Annotated in this window: 17 protein-coding genes; 13 read left to right on the forward strand and 4 right to left on the reverse strand. The window is 54.7% G+C overall.

All coding sequences use genetic code 11. From position 1 onward, the window contains the following. Nucleotides 1-191: 191 nt before the first annotated feature. The 4 genes from HHI26_RS09320 (at nt 192) to glnB (ending at nt 4199) form a co-directional block, all read left to right on the forward strand. A complete protein-coding gene (locus tag HHI26_RS09320) occupies nt 192-1622 on the forward strand; it encodes a HAMP domain-containing sensor histidine kinase (protein WP_133845846.1) in 1431 nt (476 codons plus the stop codon). Beyond that, the gene (qseG, locus tag HHI26_RS09325; RefSeq protein ID WP_133845847.1) at nt 1622-2353 is read left to right on the forward strand and encodes a two-component system QseEF-associated lipoprotein QseG; all 732 of its coding nucleotides are present in this window, start codon (nt 1622-1624) and stop codon (nt 2351-2353) included. The genes HHI26_RS09320 and qseG overlap by 1 nt, the downstream gene beginning before the upstream one ends. Continuing rightward, nucleotides 2350-3684, forward strand: a complete 1335-nt coding sequence (glrR, locus tag HHI26_RS09330) for a two-component system response regulator GlrR (protein ID WP_133845848.1) — start codon at nt 2350-2352, stop codon at nt 3682-3684. Before qseG ends, glrR begins: the two co-directional genes overlap by 4 nt. 176 nt (nt 3685-3860) lie before the next feature. Further along, nucleotides 3861-4199 carry a nitrogen regulatory protein P-II gene (gene glnB / locus HHI26_RS09335; RefSeq protein WP_062744629.1) on the forward strand — a complete coding sequence of 113 codons (339 nt, stop codon included), beginning with the start codon at nt 3861-3863 and terminating at the stop codon, nt 4197-4199. 75 nt (nt 4200-4274) lie between these two features. Here the strand turns inward: glnB and hmpA are convergent, their stop codons facing one another. Then, nucleotides 4275-5459 carry an NO-inducible flavohemoprotein gene (hmpA, locus tag HHI26_RS09340; protein WP_133845849.1) on the reverse strand — a complete coding sequence of 395 codons (1185 nt, stop codon included), beginning with the start codon at nt 5457-5459 and terminating at the stop codon, nt 4275-4277. 332 nt (nt 5460-5791) lie between these two features. On the opposite strand from hmpA, the gene glyA reads away from it, so the two are divergent. Continuing rightward, nucleotides 5792-7045, forward strand: coding sequence for a serine hydroxymethyltransferase (glyA, locus tag HHI26_RS09345; RefSeq protein WP_133845850.1), 1254 nt, complete (start codon nt 5792-5794; stop codon nt 7043-7045). Between the two features lie 121 nt (nt 7046-7166). After that, complete coding sequence (locus HHI26_RS09350; RefSeq protein ID WP_133845851.1) at nt 7167-8303, forward strand: 3-phenylpropionate MFS transporter; 1137 nt, start codon at nt 7167-7169, stop codon at nt 8301-8303. Here the strand turns inward: HHI26_RS09350 and csiE are convergent, their stop codons facing one another. After that, nucleotides 8304-9572: a stationary phase inducible protein CsiE gene (gene csiE / locus HHI26_RS09355; RefSeq protein ID WP_171148971.1), complete on the reverse strand. Its 1269-nt coding sequence runs from the start codon at nt 9570-9572 to the stop codon at nt 8304-8306. Nucleotides 9573-9773: 201 nt separating this feature from the next. On the opposite strand from csiE, the gene HHI26_RS09360 reads away from it, so the two are divergent. Beyond that, nucleotides 9774-10352: a DUF1007 family protein gene (locus tag HHI26_RS09360; protein WP_241008257.1), complete on the forward strand. Its 579-nt coding sequence runs from the start codon at nt 9774-9776 to the stop codon at nt 10350-10352. Further along, the gene (locus tag HHI26_RS09365; protein ID WP_133845854.1) at nt 10343-11344 is read left to right on the forward strand and encodes a nickel/cobalt transporter; all 1002 of its coding nucleotides are present in this window, start codon (nt 10343-10345) and stop codon (nt 11342-11344) included. Before HHI26_RS09360 ends, HHI26_RS09365 begins: the two co-directional genes overlap by 10 nt. Before the next feature lie 62 nt (nt 11345-11406). Here HHI26_RS09365 and suhB read toward each other — a convergent pair whose 3' ends face one another. Beyond that, nucleotides 11407-12210: an inositol-1-monophosphatase gene (gene suhB / locus HHI26_RS09370; RefSeq protein ID WP_133845855.1), complete on the reverse strand. Its 804-nt coding sequence runs from the start codon at nt 12208-12210 to the stop codon at nt 11407-11409. Nucleotides 12211-12478: 268 nt separating this feature from the next. Between suhB and trmJ the strand changes: the two genes are divergently transcribed. The 5 genes from trmJ to sseB all read left to right on the forward strand — a co-directional run bounded on the left by trmJ (nt 12479) and on the right by sseB (nt 17550). After that, entirely contained in the window at nt 12479-13204 is a 726-nt protein-coding gene (gene trmJ, locus HHI26_RS09375; protein ID WP_133845856.1) for a tRNA (cytosine(32)/uridine(32)-2'-O)-methyltransferase TrmJ, read from the forward strand. 168 nt (nt 13205-13372) lie between these two features. After that, the gene (gene iscR / locus HHI26_RS09380; protein ID WP_133845857.1) at nt 13373-13870 is read left to right on the forward strand and encodes a Fe-S cluster assembly transcriptional regulator IscR; all 498 of its coding nucleotides are present in this window, start codon (nt 13373-13375) and stop codon (nt 13868-13870) included. Between the two features lie 141 nt (nt 13871-14011). Then, nucleotides 14012-15211, forward strand: coding sequence for an IscS subfamily cysteine desulfurase (locus tag HHI26_RS09385; protein ID WP_167864706.1), 1200 nt, complete (start codon nt 14012-14014; stop codon nt 15209-15211). 183 nt (nt 15212-15394) lie between these two features. Next, nucleotides 15395-16684 (forward strand): aminopeptidase PepB, encoded by a 1290-nt coding sequence (gene pepB / locus HHI26_RS09390; RefSeq protein ID WP_133845859.1) that lies wholly within the window; start codon nt 15395-15397, stop codon nt 16682-16684. 86 nt (nt 16685-16770) lie between these two features. Next, on the forward strand, nt 16771-17550 hold the full coding sequence (sseB, locus tag HHI26_RS09395; protein ID WP_133845860.1) for an enhanced serine sensitivity protein SseB: 780 nt from the start codon (nt 16771-16773) through the stop codon (nt 17548-17550). 86 nt (nt 17551-17636) lie between these two features. On the opposite strand, the gene sseA is transcribed toward sseB, so the two are convergent. Beyond that, nucleotides 17637-18491: a 3-mercaptopyruvate sulfurtransferase gene (gene sseA, locus HHI26_RS09400; protein ID WP_133845861.1), complete on the reverse strand. Its 855-nt coding sequence runs from the start codon at nt 18489-18491 to the stop codon at nt 17637-17639. Nucleotides 18492-18673: the final 182 nt, after the last annotated feature.

Below are 18673 nucleotides of genomic sequence, written 5' to 3' on the forward strand. Positions count from 1 at the left end.
CACTCTGTGACGTTATCAAACATCGGACGCAACGTTGAGTAAGGCACCACCTATTCAGTTACGCTGGCTCACCGGCGTAACGCCAGTGGCCGGTTCAGTGAACCGGCCATTTTCATTTTACGCTTTCACACTTTCTTCTCTGCTCACTCTCAGCTAGCATCGCCCTAACTCCTGGAAAGAGAAATTGTGTCGTGAAGAAATGGCGTCTGTTACCGCGATCGCTACGTCAGCTGGTGCTGATGGCGTTTTTACTGGTGTTATTACCGCTGCTGGTGCTGGCCTGGCAGGCATGGGAAAGCCTCTCGGCGCTGAGCGACCGGGCGGCCGATACCAATCGCACCACGCTGACCGATGTGCGTCGCAGCGAAGCCATGGCCCGTACCGCCCTGGAACTGGAACGTAGCTACCGCCAGTATTGCGTGTTAGATGATCCGATGCTGGCACGCCTCTACCAGACGCAGCGCAGCCGCTATTCACAAATGCTGGATGCCCACGCCCCGGTACTGCCGGATATTCGTACCTGGCAAAGCCTGCGTCAGAACCTTACTCAACTCAGCCAGATGAAATGCGAAAACAGCAGCCCGGTGTCGCAGGCCGCCGATCAGCTCGAGCTGTTCTCTGCCGCCAACGGTCAACTGGTTCAGGCTACACGTGAAGTGGTGTTCTCACGTGGGTTACAACTGCAACGAGAGATTGCCGAACGCGGCCAGTATTTTGGCTGGCAGGCATTGATTCTTTTCCTGCTCAGCCTGGGGCTGGTGTTGCTGTTTACCCGTATGATTATCGGCCCGGTAAAAGCGGTAGAGCGCATGATTAATCGTCTGGGGGAAGGGCGGCCGCTGGGGCACAGTCTGGCGTTCAAAGGCCCGCGTGAGCTCCGTTCACTCGGACAGCGTATTATCTGGCTCAGTGAGCGGCTGGCCTGGCTGGAGTCGCAGCGTCATGAGTTTCTCCGCCATATTTCCCATGAATTAAAAACACCGCTGGCCAGCATGCGTGAGGGCACTGAATTGCTGGCTGACGAGGTTGCCGGGCCGCTGACTGCTGACCAGAAAGAGGTGGTCAGCATTCTTAACGACAGCAGTCGTCATCTGCAAACGCTGATTGAACAGCTGCTGGACTACAACCGAAAGCTGGCTGATGGCCCGGTAGCGCTGGAAGATGTTCAGCTGCGGCCGCTGATCGACTCACTGGTTGCCGCTCACAGCCTCACGGCCCGCGCTAAACAACTCCATATCAACATCGACCTTAAGGCTGACAGCTGTCGTGCCGAACCGACGTTGTTGTTGAGGGCAATCGATAATCTTTACTCCAATGCGGTACACTACGGCGCTGAATCTGGAAATATCTGGATCCGCAGTCTTCAGCAAGGAAACCGCGTGGTGATTGAGGTCGCAAATACCGGCCCGCCTATTCCTGCGGCTGAGCGAGCAATGATCTTTGAACCGTTCTTCCAGGGAAATCTACAGCGCAAAGGCGCGGTAAAAGGAAGCGGGCTGGGATTAAGCATTGCGAAAGACTGCCTGCGCCGGCTGCAGGGCGATCTGCAACTGATCGACAGCGTTGATGCTGATGTCTGCTTTCGCATCGAATTAAACACTACCGCCGGGACGTTATTATAATGCAATCATCACGTTTTTCTGCCTTACTGCAACACGGGCGTATGGGCAGACTGACCGGCGCCTTCATACTGGCGTTTGGCCTGCTGGGGTGTAGCCAGCAGCCGTCGCAAAAGGTGGCCAGCCGCGCCGATATCACACTGAATGAGCCTGATGTTAAAATCGTCGACTATCAGCTGGTGTCCTGTGAGCATATATGGGCATTTAACGATGAGGCCGCAACGGGTAATCCTCTTTACTGGCTGCGCGCTATTGACTGTGGCATCCGGCTATCGCCAGCCGATGCACGTGCTGAAGCACGGCGCTGGCCAACGGATAACTGGCAGAGTGCCTTCAAACAGGCCGTATTGTTGAATAATGGCAATATTACCCCCGTTGAGCGTCGCCAGTATTTGAACCGTCTGGACAGTTACAGCTATGATTATCCGGCCTCTGTGCGCCCGTTAATGATGTTGTGGCGTGAAGGGCAGGGATCGCTTTTACAGCTATCCGAAGAGCGGATGCGTTATGCCCACCTTCAGGAGAGCAGTGATGGTCAACTGGATGGGCTGCGTCAGCAGCAAATCGCCCTGAAGAACGATCTCGCTGTCACCCGGCGCAAACTTGATACGCTGACGGATATTGAACGCCGACTCTCTTCGCGTCGCTCCCCGGATGCCACTGACACCAACAGCCACGGTAATGACAAAAACAACCCGGCTGATAACGCGTCACAGGATGATGACAATCCATGATCAAAAAATCGGCACGGTTACTGCTGGTAGATGATGACCCCAGCCTGCTGAAACTGCTGGGGATGCGTCTGAGCAGTGAAGGGTTCAGCGTTACTACCGCTGAAAGTGGTCCGGACGCGCTGCGCGTGCTTAACCGCGATACGCTTGATCTGGTGATCAGCGATCTGCGTATGGACGAAATGGACGGTATGGCGCTGTTCGCTGAAATCCAGAAGCTCCAGCCAGGCATGCCGGTCATTATTCTTACCGCCCACGGTTCCATTCCGGATGCCGTGGCGGCAACTCAGCAGGGCGTATTCAGTTTCCTGACTAAACCGGTCGATCGTGATGCGCTGTATAAAGCGATAGATGATGCCCTGGTCCATCGGGCGCCGACCAGCGATGAAGCCTGGCGCGAAAGCATTGTCACCCGTAGCCCGCTGATGCTGCGCCTGCTGGAGCAGGCGCGCATGGTGGCGCAGTCGGATGTCAGTGTACTGATTAACGGACAGAGCGGAACTGGCAAAGAAGTGCTGGCGCAGGCTATCCACGCGGCCAGCCCGCGTGCAGGTAAAGCCTTTATCGCTATTAACTGCGGCGCGTTACCGGAACAACTGCTGGAATCAGAACTGTTTGGTCATGCGAAAGGGGCCTTTACCGGTGCCGTCAGCAGTCGTGAAGGGCTGTTTCAGGCCGCAGAGGGCGGCACGCTGTTCCTCGATGAAATTGGTGACATGCCGCAGGCGTTGCAGGTGAAATTGCTGCGCGTCTTGCAGGAGCGTAAGGTACGCCCGCTTGGCAGTAACCGCGACCTCGACATTGATGTGCGTATTGTCTCTGCCACCCATCGCGATCTGCCAAAAGCGATGGAAAAGAAAGAGTTTCGCGAAGATCTGTTTTATCGTCTTAACGTGGTGAATCTGAAGATCCCTGCACTGCATGAGCGGGCAGAAGATATTCCCCTGCTGGCCAATCATCTGTTGAAGCAGTCGGCTGAACGGCACAAACCTTTTGTACGTAGCTTTTCCACCGATGCCATGCGACGTCTGATTGCCGCTGCCTGGCCGGGCAACGTCAGGCAACTGGTGAATGTGATTGAACAGTGTGTCGCGCTGACCTCCGCGCCAGTGATTGGAGAGGCGCTGGTGGAACAGGCGCTGGCAGGAGAAAATACCGCGCTGCCTACTTTTGCTGAAGCCCGCAACCAGTTTGAACTCAATTATCTGCGTAAATTGTTGCAAATGACCAAAGGCAATGTGACTAACGCGGCAAGGCTGGCGGGGCGTAACCGTACTGAGTTCTATAAACTGTTATCGCGTCATGAGTTGGATGCTGCCGATTTTAAAGAATAATTTTCACTGCGGTAACGCTGCCTGATTATGGTAGTTTAGCTGCCTGAAAAGAGACGGACGTCCGGTATACCTCAGACATGTTCGGTCTGCTGCCCGTGCGCAGGCAGGCTGAGCGTAACGGGTATATAGTTAACTGATTATCCGTCCGGGCACGGAGGGAGAGAAAAGGGTCTGCCATGAAAAAGATTGATGCAATTATCAAACCGTTCAAACTGGATGATGTGCGTGAAGCGCTGGCGGAAGTCGGCATCACCGGGATGACCGTGACTGAAGTGAAAGGCTTTGGTCGTCAGAAGGGCCACACCGAGCTGTATCGTGGCGCAGAGTACATGGTCGATTTTCTGCCAAAAGTGAAAATCGAAATCGTGATTGCGGACGACATCGTGGATACCTGCGTTGATACCATCATGCGTACGGCGCAGACCGGTAAAATCGGCGATGGTAAAATCTTCGTGTTCGACGTTGCGCGCGTGGTGCGTATTCGTACTGGCGAGGAAGACGAAGAAGCGATCTGATTGTCGTTTTCGGGGTCCCAACGGGCTGACCGCATTGCGCGGCCAGCCCGTTTGCTTTTATAACACTTTATGCGGCTATAACGCTTTATGCGGCCCGAACACTTCGTAGTGGATGTGCTCTTTTTTAACCCCTAACTCTAGCAGCCCCTTTTCTTCCGCTTCCATAAAGGCCAGTGGGCCGCAGAGATAATAGTGCATCGCCGGATCGCTGACGCGTGATTCCAGCGGCAGCAAGTTCATCAGCCCACGCTGGTGATATTTCCCTTCATCCTGCGCCTGCGGATGGTTGTACCAGATGTGTTGCCAGAACTGCGGCAACTGCGCCCCCAGCGCGGTCACTTCCTCAGCGAAAGCATGGGTTGCGCCATTCTCGGTGGCGTGCAGCCACTGTACTGTGGCGGGATGTTTATCTTTCGCCAGCTGGTTTAGCATCGCCAGCATCGGCGTCAGGCCGACACCACCCGACATCAGTGTCACCGGCGTCTCAGCCGTGATATCAAGGAAGAAATCCCCGGCAGGGGGGGCCAGATGAACGCGCTGGCCGGGCTGCTGCTGATGCAGCCAGCTGGACATCACACCGCCTTCATCATGGCGCACGGCAATACGATAGTCACGACCGTTGGGCGTGCGCGTCAGGGAATACTGGCGAATCTCCTGATTCTCAAAACCCGGGTCTTTCACCCATACCGCCAGATACTGCCCGGCTTTATAATCTGCGACCGGTTGGCCATCGACGGGAGTCAGGATAAAACTTTTGATCACGGAACTCTGCGGGACGATCTCGCTGATAACAAATTCACGATGGCCACCGCGCCAGCCGCCGACTTTTTCTTCGGTTTCTTCATAAATCTGCTCCTCACGCTGTACAAAAATTCCGGCCAGTACGCCGTAGGCTTTGCCCCATGCTGCCAGCACCTCTTCACCCGGATGCAGCATTTCATCAATACTCGCCAGCAAGTGCTCACCGACGATCGGATAGTGATCGGGACGAATAGCGAAACTGGTGTGTTTCTGCGCAATTTTCTCTACGGCAGGGCCCAGCGCGGCGAGGTTATCCAGATTGCTGGCGTAGGCGCAGATGGCATTAAACAGCGCTTCCGGCTGATTACCTGTGCTCTGGTTGCTCATATTAAAGATGTCTTTCAGCTCAGGGTTGTGGGCAAACATCCGCTGATAGAAATGCGAGGTCAGGCGAGGGCCGAGTGCAGCAACGGCGGGGATAGTAGATTTGACGATGGCAATGGTTTGGCTGTCCAGCATGGTGTGCTCCTTAGCAAGAAATTAAACATGTATTTAAAATGCATGTTATTCGCAACATACTCCGCTGTAAATACACCTTTAGAGTGAGAGGGTATTTTTCCGCACGCGATGTACGGTCTTGTTGAAAAAACAGCATCTGGCAGATGAGGAGAATTCCTTATCCGGGACTTGCAAAGAACAGTAACTAACCCTTGCCACACCTGAAGCCAATCGTTTGCGTAAAAAGGCAGTGGTTAAGCTATTCAACAGGTGCATAAACAGTTTAAACTATTGCCCATCGCTCCCCAGCGGGGGCATTCATTATTGCAAGTCAGTTGAGTCAGGAGATGCAAATGTTAAAACGTGAAATGAACATTGCCGATTATGATGCCGATTTATGGCAGGCGATGGAGCAGGAGAAAGTGCGCCAGGAAGAGCACATCGAGCTGATTGCTTCAGAGAATTACACCAGCCCACGTGTTATGCAGGCTCAGGGATCTCAGCTGACGAACAAGTACGCTGAAGGTTATCCGGGCAAGCGCTACTACGGTGGTTGTGAGTACGTGGATATCGTTGAGCAGCTGGCTATCGACCGTGCTAAAGCCCTGTTTGGTGCAGACTACGCCAATGTGCAGCCACACTCCGGTTCCCAGGCTAACTTCGCGGTATACACTGCGCTGCTGCAGCCGGGCGATACCATTCTGGGTATGAACCTGGCACACGGCGGTCACCTGACTCACGGTTCCCCGGTTAACCTGTCTGGTAAGCTGTATAACGTCATCCCTTACGGCATCGACGAGACCGGCCAGATTGATTACAACGAACTGGCTGAACTGGCGAAAAAGCACCAGCCAAAAATGATCGTTGGTGGTTTCTCTGCTTACTCTGGCGTGTGCGACTGGGCAAAAATGCGCGAAATCGCAGATACCGTTGGCGCTTACCTGTTCGTTGATATGGCGCACGTGGCGGGTCTGATTGCAGCTGACGTGTACCCTAACCCGGTACCTCATGCGCACATCGTGACCTCCACCACGCACAAAACCCTGGCAGGCCCACGTGGCGGCCTGATCCTCGCGGCTGGCGGTGACGAAGACCTGTACAAAAAACTGAACTCTGCTGTCTTCCCTGGTGGCCAGGGTGGCCCGCTAATGCACGTTATCGCGGGTAAAGCTGTCGCCTTCAAAGAAGCGATGGAGCCTGAGTTCAAAACCTACCAGCAGCAAGTGGCTAAAAACGCTAAAGCAATGGTGGAAGTGTTCCTGGCACGCGGCTACAACGTGGTTTCTGGCGGTACGCATAACCACCTGTTCCTGCTGGACCTGGTAGACAAAAACCTGACCGGTAAAGAAGCTGACGCAGCCCTGGGCCGTGCCAACATTACCGTGAACAAAAACAGCGTGCCTAACGATCCGAAAAGCCCGTTTGTGACTTCAGGTATTCGTATCGGTTCCCCGGCTGTCACCCGTCGTGGTTTTAAAGAAGCAGAAGTGCGCGAACTGGCAGGCTGGATCAGCGATATTCTCGACAATATCAATGATGAAGGCGTGAGCGAGCGTGTGAAGAAGCAGGTGCTGGAAATCTGTGCACGCTTCCCTGTATATGCATAAATCCGTCCTTACCTCCTGATTTAATGGGAGCCTGAGTACAGATAGCGGGACACGAAAGTGTCCCGCTATTTTTTTATCCTGTGCGGCGGTGTACATTAGCCTCCACTTTGTCGGAGGGAAAATGACGATACGTTCCACGTACTGGCTTGGACTGAGCTACTTCACCTATTTCTTCGCCTATGGCGTCTATTTACCGTTCTGGGGCGTCTGGCTAAAAGACAGCGGCCTGCAACCGGAAAAAATCGGCCTGCTGCTGGGCTGCGGCATGATTGCCCGCTTTGCCGGTAGCCTGCTTATCGCCTCACGCGTCACTAACCCTTCACGACTGATTAGCGTCCTGCGTCTGCTGGCTTCGCTGACGCTGTTATTTGCGCTGGGCTTCTGGGCAGGTTCCCAGTGGGTGTGGCTGCTGCTGGTGATGGTCGGATTCAATCTGTTCTTCTCACCGCTGGTGCCGTTGAGCGATGCGCTGGCCGCAACCTGGCAGCGACAGATCGCCCTGCCTTACGGTCCGGTGCGGTTGTGGGGTTCCCTGGCGTTTGTGATCAGCTCGGCGCTTACCGGTGTGCTGGTGACACATTTTTCCTATCACGCCATCCTGATGCTGCTGTGTGTGGGATGCGGGGCGATGATTGCAGGTATGATGCTACGCCCGGCGGTGATGCCGCAGGGGATGGAAAAACAAACCGAACATAGCGGATGGGCGCAGTGGAAGCAGATGCTCAGTGAAACCGCCGTCTGGCGCTTCCTGCTATGCGTGACGCTGATGCAGGGGGCGCATGCCGCCTACTACGGCTTCAGTGCCATTTACTGGCAGGAAGCAGGCTACTCGTCGAGCATTGTGGGCTATTTATGGTCGCTGGGCGTCGTGGCTGAAATTGTGGTGTTTGCCGCCAGCAACCGACTGTTCCGCCGCTGGAGCGCACGCGATCTGCTGTTGCTGTCCTGTGTCTGTGCTGTTTTACGCTGGAGTATGATGGCGTCGTCCACGGAACTGGGTTGGCTTGTCGTTGCACAAATTCTGCACTGTGGCAGTTTCACTATTTGTCATCTGGCGGCTATGCGCTTTATCGCTGCCCGCGACGGGAGCGAGGTGATCCGCCTGCAGTCAGTCTATTCCGCACTGGCAATGGGCGGTGGCATTGCTCTGATGACCATGGTGTGTGGTGTGCTGTTCCAGCACCTGCAAGGCGGCGTGTTCTGGGTGATGGCACTGCTGGTTGTGCCAGTGCTGTTCCTGCGGCCAAAAGTGACCTGATTATGACTCCAGCAGCAGGCGGATACTGCGCTGCTGGTGTTCGCCCAGCGGCAGTTCAGCATGGATCAGCGGTGGTGAGTAGAGCGGCAGCGGCGTGGCATAAGGCGTGATCACCAGCGCGATCCCTTTCGGTGCGCTGTGGCGCTGAAAGTCGGCAACATCCTGGTACTTAATCGTCAGCGGCAGCAGCGTCAGTTCACGCAGCTGCTGCTCAACCTGCTGCTCCAGTTCGCTATCACGACCAATCAATAACAACACCTGCTTCTCTTGCAAGGCGCTTTCCTGCATCAGCCATGCGCCAAAAATAATCGCAATCAGACCCATCTCTTCATCGGTGAACTGCACGCTGTATTGTTGTTCCAGCGCGGCGATAGCCTCACGCGTAGTACGCAGCAGACGCGGGTACTGCTGGGCGATATCGTCAACCAGATTGTGATCGATGCCGATGGAAAACAGAGTACGCTCCAGCGCCTGCGCCAGATGCGTATAAAGTTGTGCGCTTAGGCCCGCGTCATTACTGAATACCATGCCAGACAACGCCTGAAAGCGCTGAATTAACAGCTCCACGGACTGGAGAAGTTGGCGTTCATGAGCGCTGAGGGTGTGTTGTCTCTGGGGAACATGCAGTTGGCTGAAGAGCAGGGCGAGTAACGCAACCTCATTAACCGCCGCCTGATAGCCACGTTTACTCCAGCAGCGGGCAATCGCCTGTGCCAGTGAAAACTCCGGTTTACCTTCGATCCAGTGCAGTTGCTGTGCGGTAAAGTCCGGCTGGCAGTGCCAGGCGAGAGCATAGCGCAGCCAGACCTGTAAAAATTGGGTATCGCGAGCGCTGAACTCGCGGTCCAGATGAAGTGAACAATACTGGACCAGTGCTGCCAGGTTATGCTCATCGTACAAGGCCTTATCCACTGGCAGCGTCTGAAGTTGTTGCTTAATGACGGAGGAAAAGTCGTTATGGATAAACGCCGGAGACAGCCGCAGAGCCCGCCGTAAGTTATGTAGCATGCACAGACGCTGATCTAAATGCGTTCCACGAAGGCGCAACGCGCCCAGCTCATCCAGCTCAATGGCAAGATGGTGATAGCGCTGGATTTCCTCTGCCACCTCCGCTATATCTTGCCGGGTTACGGCGTGATCCACACCGTTAAGCTGGCAAACCGATTCCACAGTGACGAAGGATTCAGGCAGGCAGAGCATTAAAAGCAGGTGGCAACGGCGCTGTGGACTGGAGAGGACAGACATTTCAGGTGAGTGTGTACTCATCATCTGTGATCCCAGTAGCGATTGATTATGCTAAGAATAGCCTTAGCCAGCCACGTTGTGGTCAATCGAGTCAGTTTTATTCAGAGCTTTTAAGACAGGTCACAAAAATAATCGACAAAAACTGGAGTGGAGTTTAATTTGTTACATTATAACAGGTGTGCAGTGGGGGCCGCAGGGCTGATAATCGTTTTGTCCCCGGTTGCCATGGCGCATCCGCACAGCTTTATCGATATGCAGACCACGCTGGTTCATCAGGGCGATCGGCTCACCGGGCTGAAAATGCGCTGGGTGATGGATGAAATCACCTCTGCCGATCTGTTATACGATGCAGGAACGGCAAAACCGGATTCAGTGGTTTGGAAAAAACTGGCGGCAGAAGTGATGGCTAATGTGTTAGGCCAGCATTACTTCAGCGAATTCTGGCACCAGAAGCAGCCGGTGAAGTTCGATAATCTGCCGCCGGAATACCATCTTTCACGGCAGGGGCATCAGGCGGTGCTGGAGTTTATTCTGCCGCTGGCACATCCGCAGTCGCTAAAAGGCCAGCGGTATACGTTTTCCACTTTTGATCCCACTTACTTTGTAGATATGTATTACGACTCTGAAAAAGCACTGACAGTCCCGGCAGAACTGGTATCACAATGTCATTTCGAGCTGCAAACCCCCAAACCGGATGCCTCCATGCAAGCCTATGCGCTGTCACTGGATAAAGCAGATGCGCCAGCGGAAGAGATGGATCTTGGTCGCCAGTTTGCCCAGACGGTGACGCTGATATGTCAGTAAGTGGCCTCAGCCGCGCTCCGCGTAGAGGGGCGATATGGCCGTTCGCGCTGTTGATGTCAGGGATGCTCCTGGGAGGGCTGTGGATTTGGCAGCACTGGCCGCAAATCCTGTTGCAAAGCATTATGTGGCAGAAGAGTCTGCATCAGCAGATGACCGGGCTGTTACAACAGGTTGCCAGCAATCCTCATCAGGCCGGGCTGGCGCTAATGGGTTTCAGCCTGCTTTATGGCGTATTACATGCGCTCGGCCCCGGCCATGGCAAAGTGGTGATAGCCACCTTTCTTGCTACCCACCCGACGAAAATGAAAACCAGCCTGCAACTGACGCTGGCCGCGGCTGTAGTGCAAGGGGCAGTGGCGATTGCGCTGGTGACGATAATGCTGGGCGTGTTGCAACTCTCTTCGCGCCAGATGCATCTCAGCAGCTACTGGCTGGAAAAAGGGAGCTATCTACTGGTGATCGGCCTGGGCCTGTGGCTGTGCTGGCGAGCCCTGAAAAAATTGTGGCTGCAGCTGCGCCCGGCACCTGTCCGAATGACCATCACCCGTATTTTGCCTGCGGGGCATCAGCACAGTGAACACTGTGGCTGTGGGCATCAGCATGTGCCGGACAGTGCGATGTTGTCGCAGGCGACGGGATGGAAAACGAAGGTGGCAGTGGTACTGTCGATGGGGTTACGACCCTGCTCGGGGGCCATTATGATGTTGCTGTTTTCAAAGGTGATCGGTGTTTACTTCTGGGGGGTGCTATCCGCGCTGGTCATGGCACTGGGCACGGCGCTAACGGTATCGGGCATGGCGCTGGTGGTACAGCTCTCGCGCTCCCTCGCACAGCGTTTAACACGTAATACAGGATCTGCTGCCTGGCATGTAGTGGCATTGAACTGTCTGGCTCTGACCGGTGGCGTGCTGCTGATTGCCGCTGGAGCCATGCTGTGGCTGAGTGCGCAACCCGCGATGTCAGGCGGTATCCGACCGATGTTCCTGCAGTAAATCTTGCGCAGGGGGCAGGCATGCCTGACTCAGGGCGCGGCATGCCGCGCCCCTGGGACGAATTAACGCTTCAGCGCTTCACTCAGTTCATCACGCATGTTGGCCAGCATCGCTTTCACGACGCGTGGGTTACCTGCAACGATGTTACCTGAATGCATATAACCATGCGCGCCAACAAAGTCAGTCACCAGACCGCCAGCTTCACGCACCAGCAGCTCACCCGCGGCGAAATCCCATGGCTTCAGACCAATCTCGAAGTAACCGTCCACGCGACCCGCAGCCACATAGGCCAGATCCAGCGCAGCAGAACCGGTGCGACGGAAGTCAGCACACTGGGTGAACAGTTTGCCGAGGATATTGATATACGGAGTGGCGTGCTGCTTCAGTTTGAACGGGAAGCCGGTGGCCAGAATGGTGCCATCCAGATCGCGGGCGGTGCCGCCGCGCAGACGATAGCCGTTAAGCTGGGTGCCCTGGCCGCGTACGGCGCTGAACAGTTCATTACGCATTGGATCGTAAACAACGGCAACTTCAGTACGGCCTTTGATGCGAACGGCAATAGAAATACAGAAGTGGGGAAGGCGTTTGATGTAGTTGGTGGTGCCATCCAGTGGATCGATAACCCATTGCACATCCTGGTCTTCGCCTGGCAGTTCACCGCACTCTTCAGAGATGATGGTGTGCTGTGGGTAAGACTTGCGGATCACTTCAATAATCTGGCGTTCCGCTTCACGGTCAACATTGGTGACAAAGTCATTGCTGCCTTTCTGGCTGGCTTCGACGGAGTCCGGGGTTTCATAGTGCTTGGCAATTACGTTTCCGGCCTTGCGCGCAGCGCGCACGGCAATGTTGAGCATTGGATGCATAGTTAAGTTTCGTCTCGCTGGATGTTAAAGAACGGTTTACCCTTCATGCTTGAAGCTGTCGCTGTGTTAGCTGCACTCACTCACCCGAATCACTTACTTAAGTAAGCTCAGCGGGATTCGCTCTCTTGCTGCCTTGCTACAGCATCAATCACTTTGGATAAATATCATAATCTGATAGAAAACGGCGCGTAGTATAGCAGGGCAGAACGGCAAATGTCCTTAAAATATGTTAGCATCGTCGAATTAACTCTCAGACCCCAGAATCCTTATGCTGCAAAATATCCGAATTGTGCTGGTGGAGACCTCTCACACTGGCAACATGGGCTCTGTCGCTCGTGCGATGAAAACCATGGGTTTAACGAACCTTTATCTGGTCAATCCGCTGGTTAAACCGGACTCACAGGCTATTGCCCTGGCGGCCGGTGCCAGCGATGTGATTGGCGATGCGAAAATTGTCGACACTTTCGATGAAGCGATTGCCGGGTGTGGCCTGGTGGTCGGCACCAGTGCGCGCTCGCGCTCTCTGCCGTGGCCGATGCTCGACCCACGCGAGTGCGGTTTAAAAAGTGTAGAAGAGGGCCAACAGGCGCCTGTTGCGCTGGTATTTGGTCGCGAACGCGTTGGCCTGACTAACGAAGAGTTGCAGAAGTGCCACTACCACGTCGCCATTGCTGCTAACCCGGACTACAGCTCGCTGAACCTGGCGATGGCTGTGCAGGTCATTACCTATGAAGTGCGTATGGCCTGGCTGCAGTCGCTGGAAGCGGAGCAAGAAGCGCCGGTTGAGTCACCTTATCCACTGGTCGATGAGCTTGAGCGCTTCTATCAGCATATGGAGAAAATGATGATCGGCAGCGGTTTTATCCGTGAAGCCAGCCCGGGGCAGGTGATGAGTAAAATGCGTCGCCTGTTTACCCGTGCTCGCCCTGAACGTGACGAGCTGAATATCCTGCGTGGGATGCTCTCTTCACTGGAGAAGCCACGGGGCGAGTAAGGGTGTATCGGTGAATAAAATAACAGCATAATAGTTGAGTATTTTACTTGGTTAAATAGTTGAGTGTTTTAGTAGGTTAAATACTTGACCAATTTAGTCAGGAATGTCAGACTTGCGTCCATATTTTGTTAACACCCATCCAGGGTTATAACCGAGGTTGTAAACGCCATGAGACTGACATCCAAAGGCCGTTATGCTGTTACCGCTATGCTTGATGTTGCACTGCATTCCCATGAAGGCCCGGTGCCTTTAGCGGATATTTCAGAGCGTCAGGGCATTTCCCTTTCTTATCTTGAGCAGCTGTTCTCCCGTCTGCGTAAGAATGGTCTGGTGGCCAGCGTACGTGGTCCGGGTGGCGGTTATCTGTTGGGCAAAGGCTCTGATGCCATCGCAGTGGGCGCAGTGATTACTGCCGTTGACGAATCTGTCGATGCCACTAAATGTCAGGGTAAAGAAGGCTGCCAGGGCGGCGAGCGTTGCCTGACTCACGTGCTGTGGCGTGATCTGAGTGAGCGCATCAGCGACTTCCTCAACAATATTACACTGGCAGAACTGGTCAATAACCAGGAAATCCTGGAAGTGGCTGACCGTCAGAACAGCAATGAAATCCGTCGTGCGCCAAACGGCCGCATGCAGGAAACAATTAACGTCAATCTGCGCGCCTGATCGCAGTCCGGGCGGGGTTTGTTCTTCGCCCCCGGAAATGAATAAAAGGCCTGACGGGCCTTTTATTCATTTCTGCTTCCAGCAAAGATTTCAGGGCGCAGAAGGGCGGCAATCAAGAAACCTCCCGGAGCTTAACGAGCAATGAAATTACCGATTTATCTGGATTATTCCGCCACCACACCCGCCGACCCTCGTGTGGCCGCAAAAATGATGCAGTATCTGACTCTGGACGGAACCTTCGGTAATCCGGCCTCGCGATCGCATCGTTATGGCTGGCAGTCAGAAGAAGCGGTGGATGTTGCCCGCAACCAGATTGCAGAGTTAGTGGGCGCTGACCCACGTGAAATCGTCTTTACCTCCGGTGCAACAGAAGCCAACAACCTCGCCATCAAAGGTGCAGCCACTTTCCATCAGGAAAAGGGTCGTCACATCATCACTTGTACCACGGAGCATAAAGCGGTCCTGGATACCTGTGCTCAGTTAGAGCGTGAGGGATTCAGCGTCACTTATCTGAACCCGCGCCCTGATGGCACGTTGGATCTGCAACAGCTGACCGCGGCGCTGCGTGATGACACGGTGCTGGTGTCAATTATGCACGTCAATAATGAGATCGGGGTGGTGCAGGATATTGCCACTATCGGCGAACTTTGCCGTGAGCGCGGGGTGATTTTCCATGTTGATGCCACGCAGAGTGTGGGTAAATTACCTATCGATCTGAGTATGCTGAAAGTCGATCTGATGTCTTTCTCTGCGCATAAAATTTACGGACCGAAAGGCATCGGTGCGCTCTATGTCAGCCGTGCACCGCGTATCCGTCTGGAAGCCCAGATCCACGGTGGCGGTCACGAACGCGGTATGCGTTCCGGTACGCTGCCGGTGCATCAGATTGTGGGAATGGGTGAAGCCTATCGCATCGCCAAAGAAGAAATGGCCAGCGAGATGGCACGCCTGGGTGCGCTGCGTAGCCGCCTGTGGGCGGGTATTGGCCATATCGAGGAGGTGTACCTCAATGGTTCACTGGAGCAAGGTGCGGCGAATATTCTCAACGTCAGTTTTAATTACGTTGATGGTGAATCACTGATTATGGCGCTGAAGGATCTGGCGGTCTCAACCGGCTCAGCCTGTACCTCTGCCAGTATGGAGCCGTCTTACGTGCTGCGGGCCATTGGTCTCAACGATGAGTTGGCACACAGTTCGATCCGCTTCTCTCTCGGGCGTTTTACCACCGAAGAAGAGATCGACTACACCATTCAGCTGGTGCAAAAATCCCTTAGCCGTCTGCGTGAGCTCTCCCCTCAATGGAAAGCGTTTAAAGCCAGCGGTGCTGTTCAGGCAGGTTGATTCTCACTCCCGCACAAACAGTAACGGGCCAGATTCTGGCCCGTTCTGCGTAGTACGCCGCATCCCGCGAAAACATCCCTGTCACATTTCTGTTAGTCTGGTTGTACAATCCTCCTGCGGAAAAATCGCAGCGGCCGGTCAAACCCCGGTCTGAAAGATGAAATAATGAAAAGGAGCCATGCGATGACCACCTCTATGAATATTACCCTGTCAACGGCTGCGGCCGATCTGCGTTGGGGCGAAAAAGCGATCCTGAGCAGCAACGACAGCGGCCTGACTATCCATCTTACCGGCAGTGAACCGCTGGCCACTATCCAGCGCGCTGCGCGCAAAATTGATAGCCAGGGTATCCGTCATGTCAGCCTGAGCGGCGATGGCTGGGATCTGGAGAACAGCTGGGCGTTCTGGCAGGGCTACCGTGGTCCAAAAGGCGAGCGCGAAGTGCAGTGGGCCGCGCTGGCAGATGCCGAACAGGCGGAGCTGAACAACCGTCTGAAAATTATCGACTGGGTGCGTGACACTATTAACCTGCCCGCTGAAGAGCTGGGGCCGGAACAGTTAGCCACCCGTGCCATTGACCTGCTGTGTGATGTGGCCTGTGATGCGGTCAGTTACCGCATTACGAAAGGTGATGACCTTAAAAAGCAAAACTATCTGGGGCTGCATACTGTCGGGCGCGGTTCATCGCGCAGTCCGGTACTGTTGACGCTGGATTATAATCCCGGTGGCAACGATGAAACCCCGGTATACGCCTGCCTGGTCGGCAAAGGAATCACCTTTGATACCGGCGGATACAGCCTGAAACAGAGCGGCTTTATGGACTCCATGAAGTCGGATATGGGAGGGGCGGCAACGCTGACCGGTGCTCTGGCGCTGGCAATCAGCCGTGGTCTGAACAAACGTGTGAAACTGATCCTGTGCTGCGCGGATAATATGGTCAGCGGCAATGCCTTTAAACTGGGCGACATTATTCGTTACCGCAATGGCAAAACCGTTGAGGTGATGAATACCGATGCTGAAGGCCGTCTGGTACTGGCCGATGGGCTGATTGATGCCAGTGCGCTTAACCCTGAACTGATTATTGATGCGGCGACCCTGACGGGTGCAGCAAAAACCGCATTAGGTAACGATTACCACGCGTTGTTCAGCTTTGACGATGCACTGGCGCAGTCGTTGCTGGAAAGTGCTGCCGGGGAGAACGAGCCGTTCTGGCGTCTGCCGCTGGCGGAGTTCCACCGCAGTCATCTGCCGTCAAATTTTGCTGATTTGAACAACATTGCCAGCCCGTCGCACTCTGCCGGGGCCAGCACCGCCGCTGCGTTCTTGTCGCATTTCGTGAGTGAATACAAGCAGGGCTGGCTGCATATCGACTGTTCTGCTACCTACCGTAAAGGTGCCGTGGATCAGTGGTCTGCGGGTGCCACCGGGCTGGGTGTGCGTGCCGTTGCGAACCTGCTGTTAAACAAAGCGTAATATAACGGGCCGATCGCAACACGATCGGCCCTTGTAGGGACGGACCCTTTTTCCGGTCCACCCGCAGTCTTGTCTGGAACACATTCATGAACGATCTTAACCCGCGGCTGGAAGAGGTGCTGAAACTGGCAGCAGTAGAGCCGGCGCACCGTCCGGAGTTTTTTGCCCTGCTGATGGATGCCAGCGTTGTGGTCCCCGGCGAAAGCGCCCAGCCTGAGCAGGCGATCGATGCCAGCACTCCAGTTGATTTACAGCACTGGGAAAAAGAAGACGGCACCAGCATTATTCCGTTCTTCACCTCAGCGGAAGCACTGCAACAGGCCGTGAGTGGCGAGCAGGCTTATCTGGTGATGCCGGTGCGCACTTTGTTCGAAATGACTCTGGGCGAAGCCCTGTTTCTGAACCCCAAATTGCCTAACGGCAAAGAGTTTTCTCCGCGTGAAATTGCCCACCTGTTAGATGAGGGCAGCAGTGCTCTCAGCCAGCAGACGGTGCTGGAAGGCGGAACCTCGCTGTTGCTGTCGGAAATTGCTGAGCCTCCGGCACAGATGATCGATTCGCTGACCCAGCTTTTTGCCAAGTATAAAACCGTGCGCCGCGCCTACGTGGCGGAGATCAAAGAACATGCTGACCAGCCCGCTAATCTGCTGATTGGCATTGAAGGCGATGGCGATCTTGAAGCAGTGATTCAGGCGGCCGGCAGTGTGGCAACGGATACGCTGCTGGACGATAGCCCAATTGATATTTGCCAGGTCGTGGAAGGGGAGAAAGGTATCAGCCACTTCTTTATTGCCCATATCACGCCATTCTATGAACGGCGTTGGGGAAGTTTCCTGCGAGATTTCAAAGTCAAAAACATCGATTAACGATCGTTTGCTGCATGGGACGACCCTTTTTTAGTCGTCCCACGGGCGATCCCCGTTGCTGCTGGCGGATCGAAGACGATCCGCCGCTACAGTGAATCGTTAACGATCGGCAGGTCGTTACGGGCTCCCCATTCGCCCCAGGAACCGTCGTATAACGCGACGTTTTTCACGCCGAGGCTGGTTAACGCCAGAATCACCACCACCGCGGTGACGCCAGAACCACAGCTGGCAATCACAGGCTGCGACAAATCCACACCCTGCTGACTGAATATTGCCTGTAATTCCGCAGAGGGTTTCAAACGCCCTTCGGTGACCAGCGAGTTCCAGGGAACGTTCAGGCTGCCTGGAATGCGTCCACGGCGCAGTCCAGGACGCGGTTCATCCACTTCTCCGTGAAAACGGTTAGCAGCACGGGCATCAATAATCTGCGCGCCACCTTCATGACTAACCAGCAGGACATCAGTGACGCGTTTGACTTCGCCTTCACCCTGTTCGGCCTCGAACTCGCCTTCCGCGATGTCCAGGGCACCACTTTCCAGCGGCAGTTGCGCCTGTTTCCAGCCCGCCAGCCCGCCAGCCAGAATGGAAATTTGCTTCACACCAAAGTGACGCAGCATCCACCAGGCGCGGGGAGCCGAGAACAGATTGCCCTCATCGTAGATAACCAGATGTTTGTCATCGCTGATCCCCAGTTCACGCATTGCCACTGCGAACGTTTCCGCTCGCGGCAACATATGCGGGTAAGCACTGGTATGGTCCGACAGGGCCTCAATATCGAAGAAGGGCGCATTTGGCAGATGCTCTGCCAGATACTCTTCCTGGATGTTGCGGGTTTTCTCCTGCCCTGGCGGCAGCATACGTGCGTCCAGAACCTGGATGTTGTCATTGGTCAGATGCTCTGCCAGCCAGTCAGCAGAAACAAAAAGAGAGGGAGTCGTCATCGCGGCCTCATTGTCAGTAACGTTTAGCTGAGTGTCAGCGATTTTGTTAGCTATCACAAGGCGAAATGACACTATTCAGAGCCACCTCTGGATTCCTGCAAATTGTTTGCATTCGCAGATAGAAATTGCGCAGATAAACTATTACTCTTTGACCAATTTTGTAACAGGGAAGGTTCTATCTG

Origin of the sequence: Erwinia sp. JH02 (assembly GCF_013074405.1) — a bacterium.
GTDB lineage: Bacteria > Pseudomonadota > Gammaproteobacteria > Enterobacterales > Enterobacteriaceae > Erwinia > Erwinia rhapontici.

What these genes read in the sequence shown, in the direction of transcription:
- qseG (WP_133845847.1), top strand. Translation starts at nt 1,622, where the DNA reads ATGCAATCATCACGTTTTTCTGCCTTACTGCAACACGGGCGTATGGGC.
- glrR (WP_133845848.1), top strand. Translation starts at nt 2,350, where the DNA reads ATGATCAAAAAATCGGCACGGTTACTGCTGGTAGATGATGACCCCAGC.
- glnB (WP_062744629.1), top strand. Translation starts at nt 3,861, where the DNA reads ATGAAAAAGATTGATGCAATTATCAAACCGTTCAAACTGGATGATGTG.
- hmpA (WP_133845849.1), bottom strand. Translation starts at nt 5,459, where the DNA reads ATGCTGGACAGCCAAACCATTGCCATCGTCAAATCTACTATCCCCGCC.
- glyA (WP_133845850.1), top strand. Translation starts at nt 5,792, where the DNA reads ATGTTAAAACGTGAAATGAACATTGCCGATTATGATGCCGATTTATGG.
- HHI26_RS09350 (WP_133845851.1), top strand. Translation starts at nt 7,167, where the DNA reads ATGACGATACGTTCCACGTACTGGCTTGGACTGAGCTACTTCACCTAT.
- csiE (WP_171148971.1), bottom strand. Translation starts at nt 9,572, where the DNA reads ATGATGAGTACACACTCACCTGAAATGTCTGTCCTCTCCAGTCCACAG.
- HHI26_RS09360 (WP_241008257.1), top strand. Translation starts at nt 9,774, where the DNA reads ATGGCGCATCCGCACAGCTTTATCGATATGCAGACCACGCTGGTTCAT.
- HHI26_RS09365 (WP_133845854.1), top strand. Translation starts at nt 10,343, where the DNA reads ATGTCAGTAAGTGGCCTCAGCCGCGCTCCGCGTAGAGGGGCGATATGG.
- suhB (WP_133845855.1), bottom strand. Translation starts at nt 12,210, where the DNA reads ATGCATCCAATGCTCAACATTGCCGTGCGCGCTGCGCGCAAGGCCGGA.
- trmJ (WP_133845856.1), top strand. Translation starts at nt 12,479, where the DNA reads ATGCTGCAAAATATCCGAATTGTGCTGGTGGAGACCTCTCACACTGGC.
- iscR (WP_133845857.1), top strand. Translation starts at nt 13,373, where the DNA reads ATGAGACTGACATCCAAAGGCCGTTATGCTGTTACCGCTATGCTTGAT.
- HHI26_RS09385 (WP_167864706.1), top strand. Translation starts at nt 14,012, where the DNA reads ATGAAATTACCGATTTATCTGGATTATTCCGCCACCACACCCGCCGAC.
- pepB (WP_133845859.1), top strand. Translation starts at nt 15,395, where the DNA reads ATGACCACCTCTATGAATATTACCCTGTCAACGGCTGCGGCCGATCTG.
- sseB (WP_133845860.1), top strand. Translation starts at nt 16,771, where the DNA reads ATGAACGATCTTAACCCGCGGCTGGAAGAGGTGCTGAAACTGGCAGCA.
- sseA (WP_133845861.1), bottom strand. Translation starts at nt 18,491, where the DNA reads ATGACGACTCCCTCTCTTTTTGTTTCTGCTGACTGGCTGGCAGAGCAT.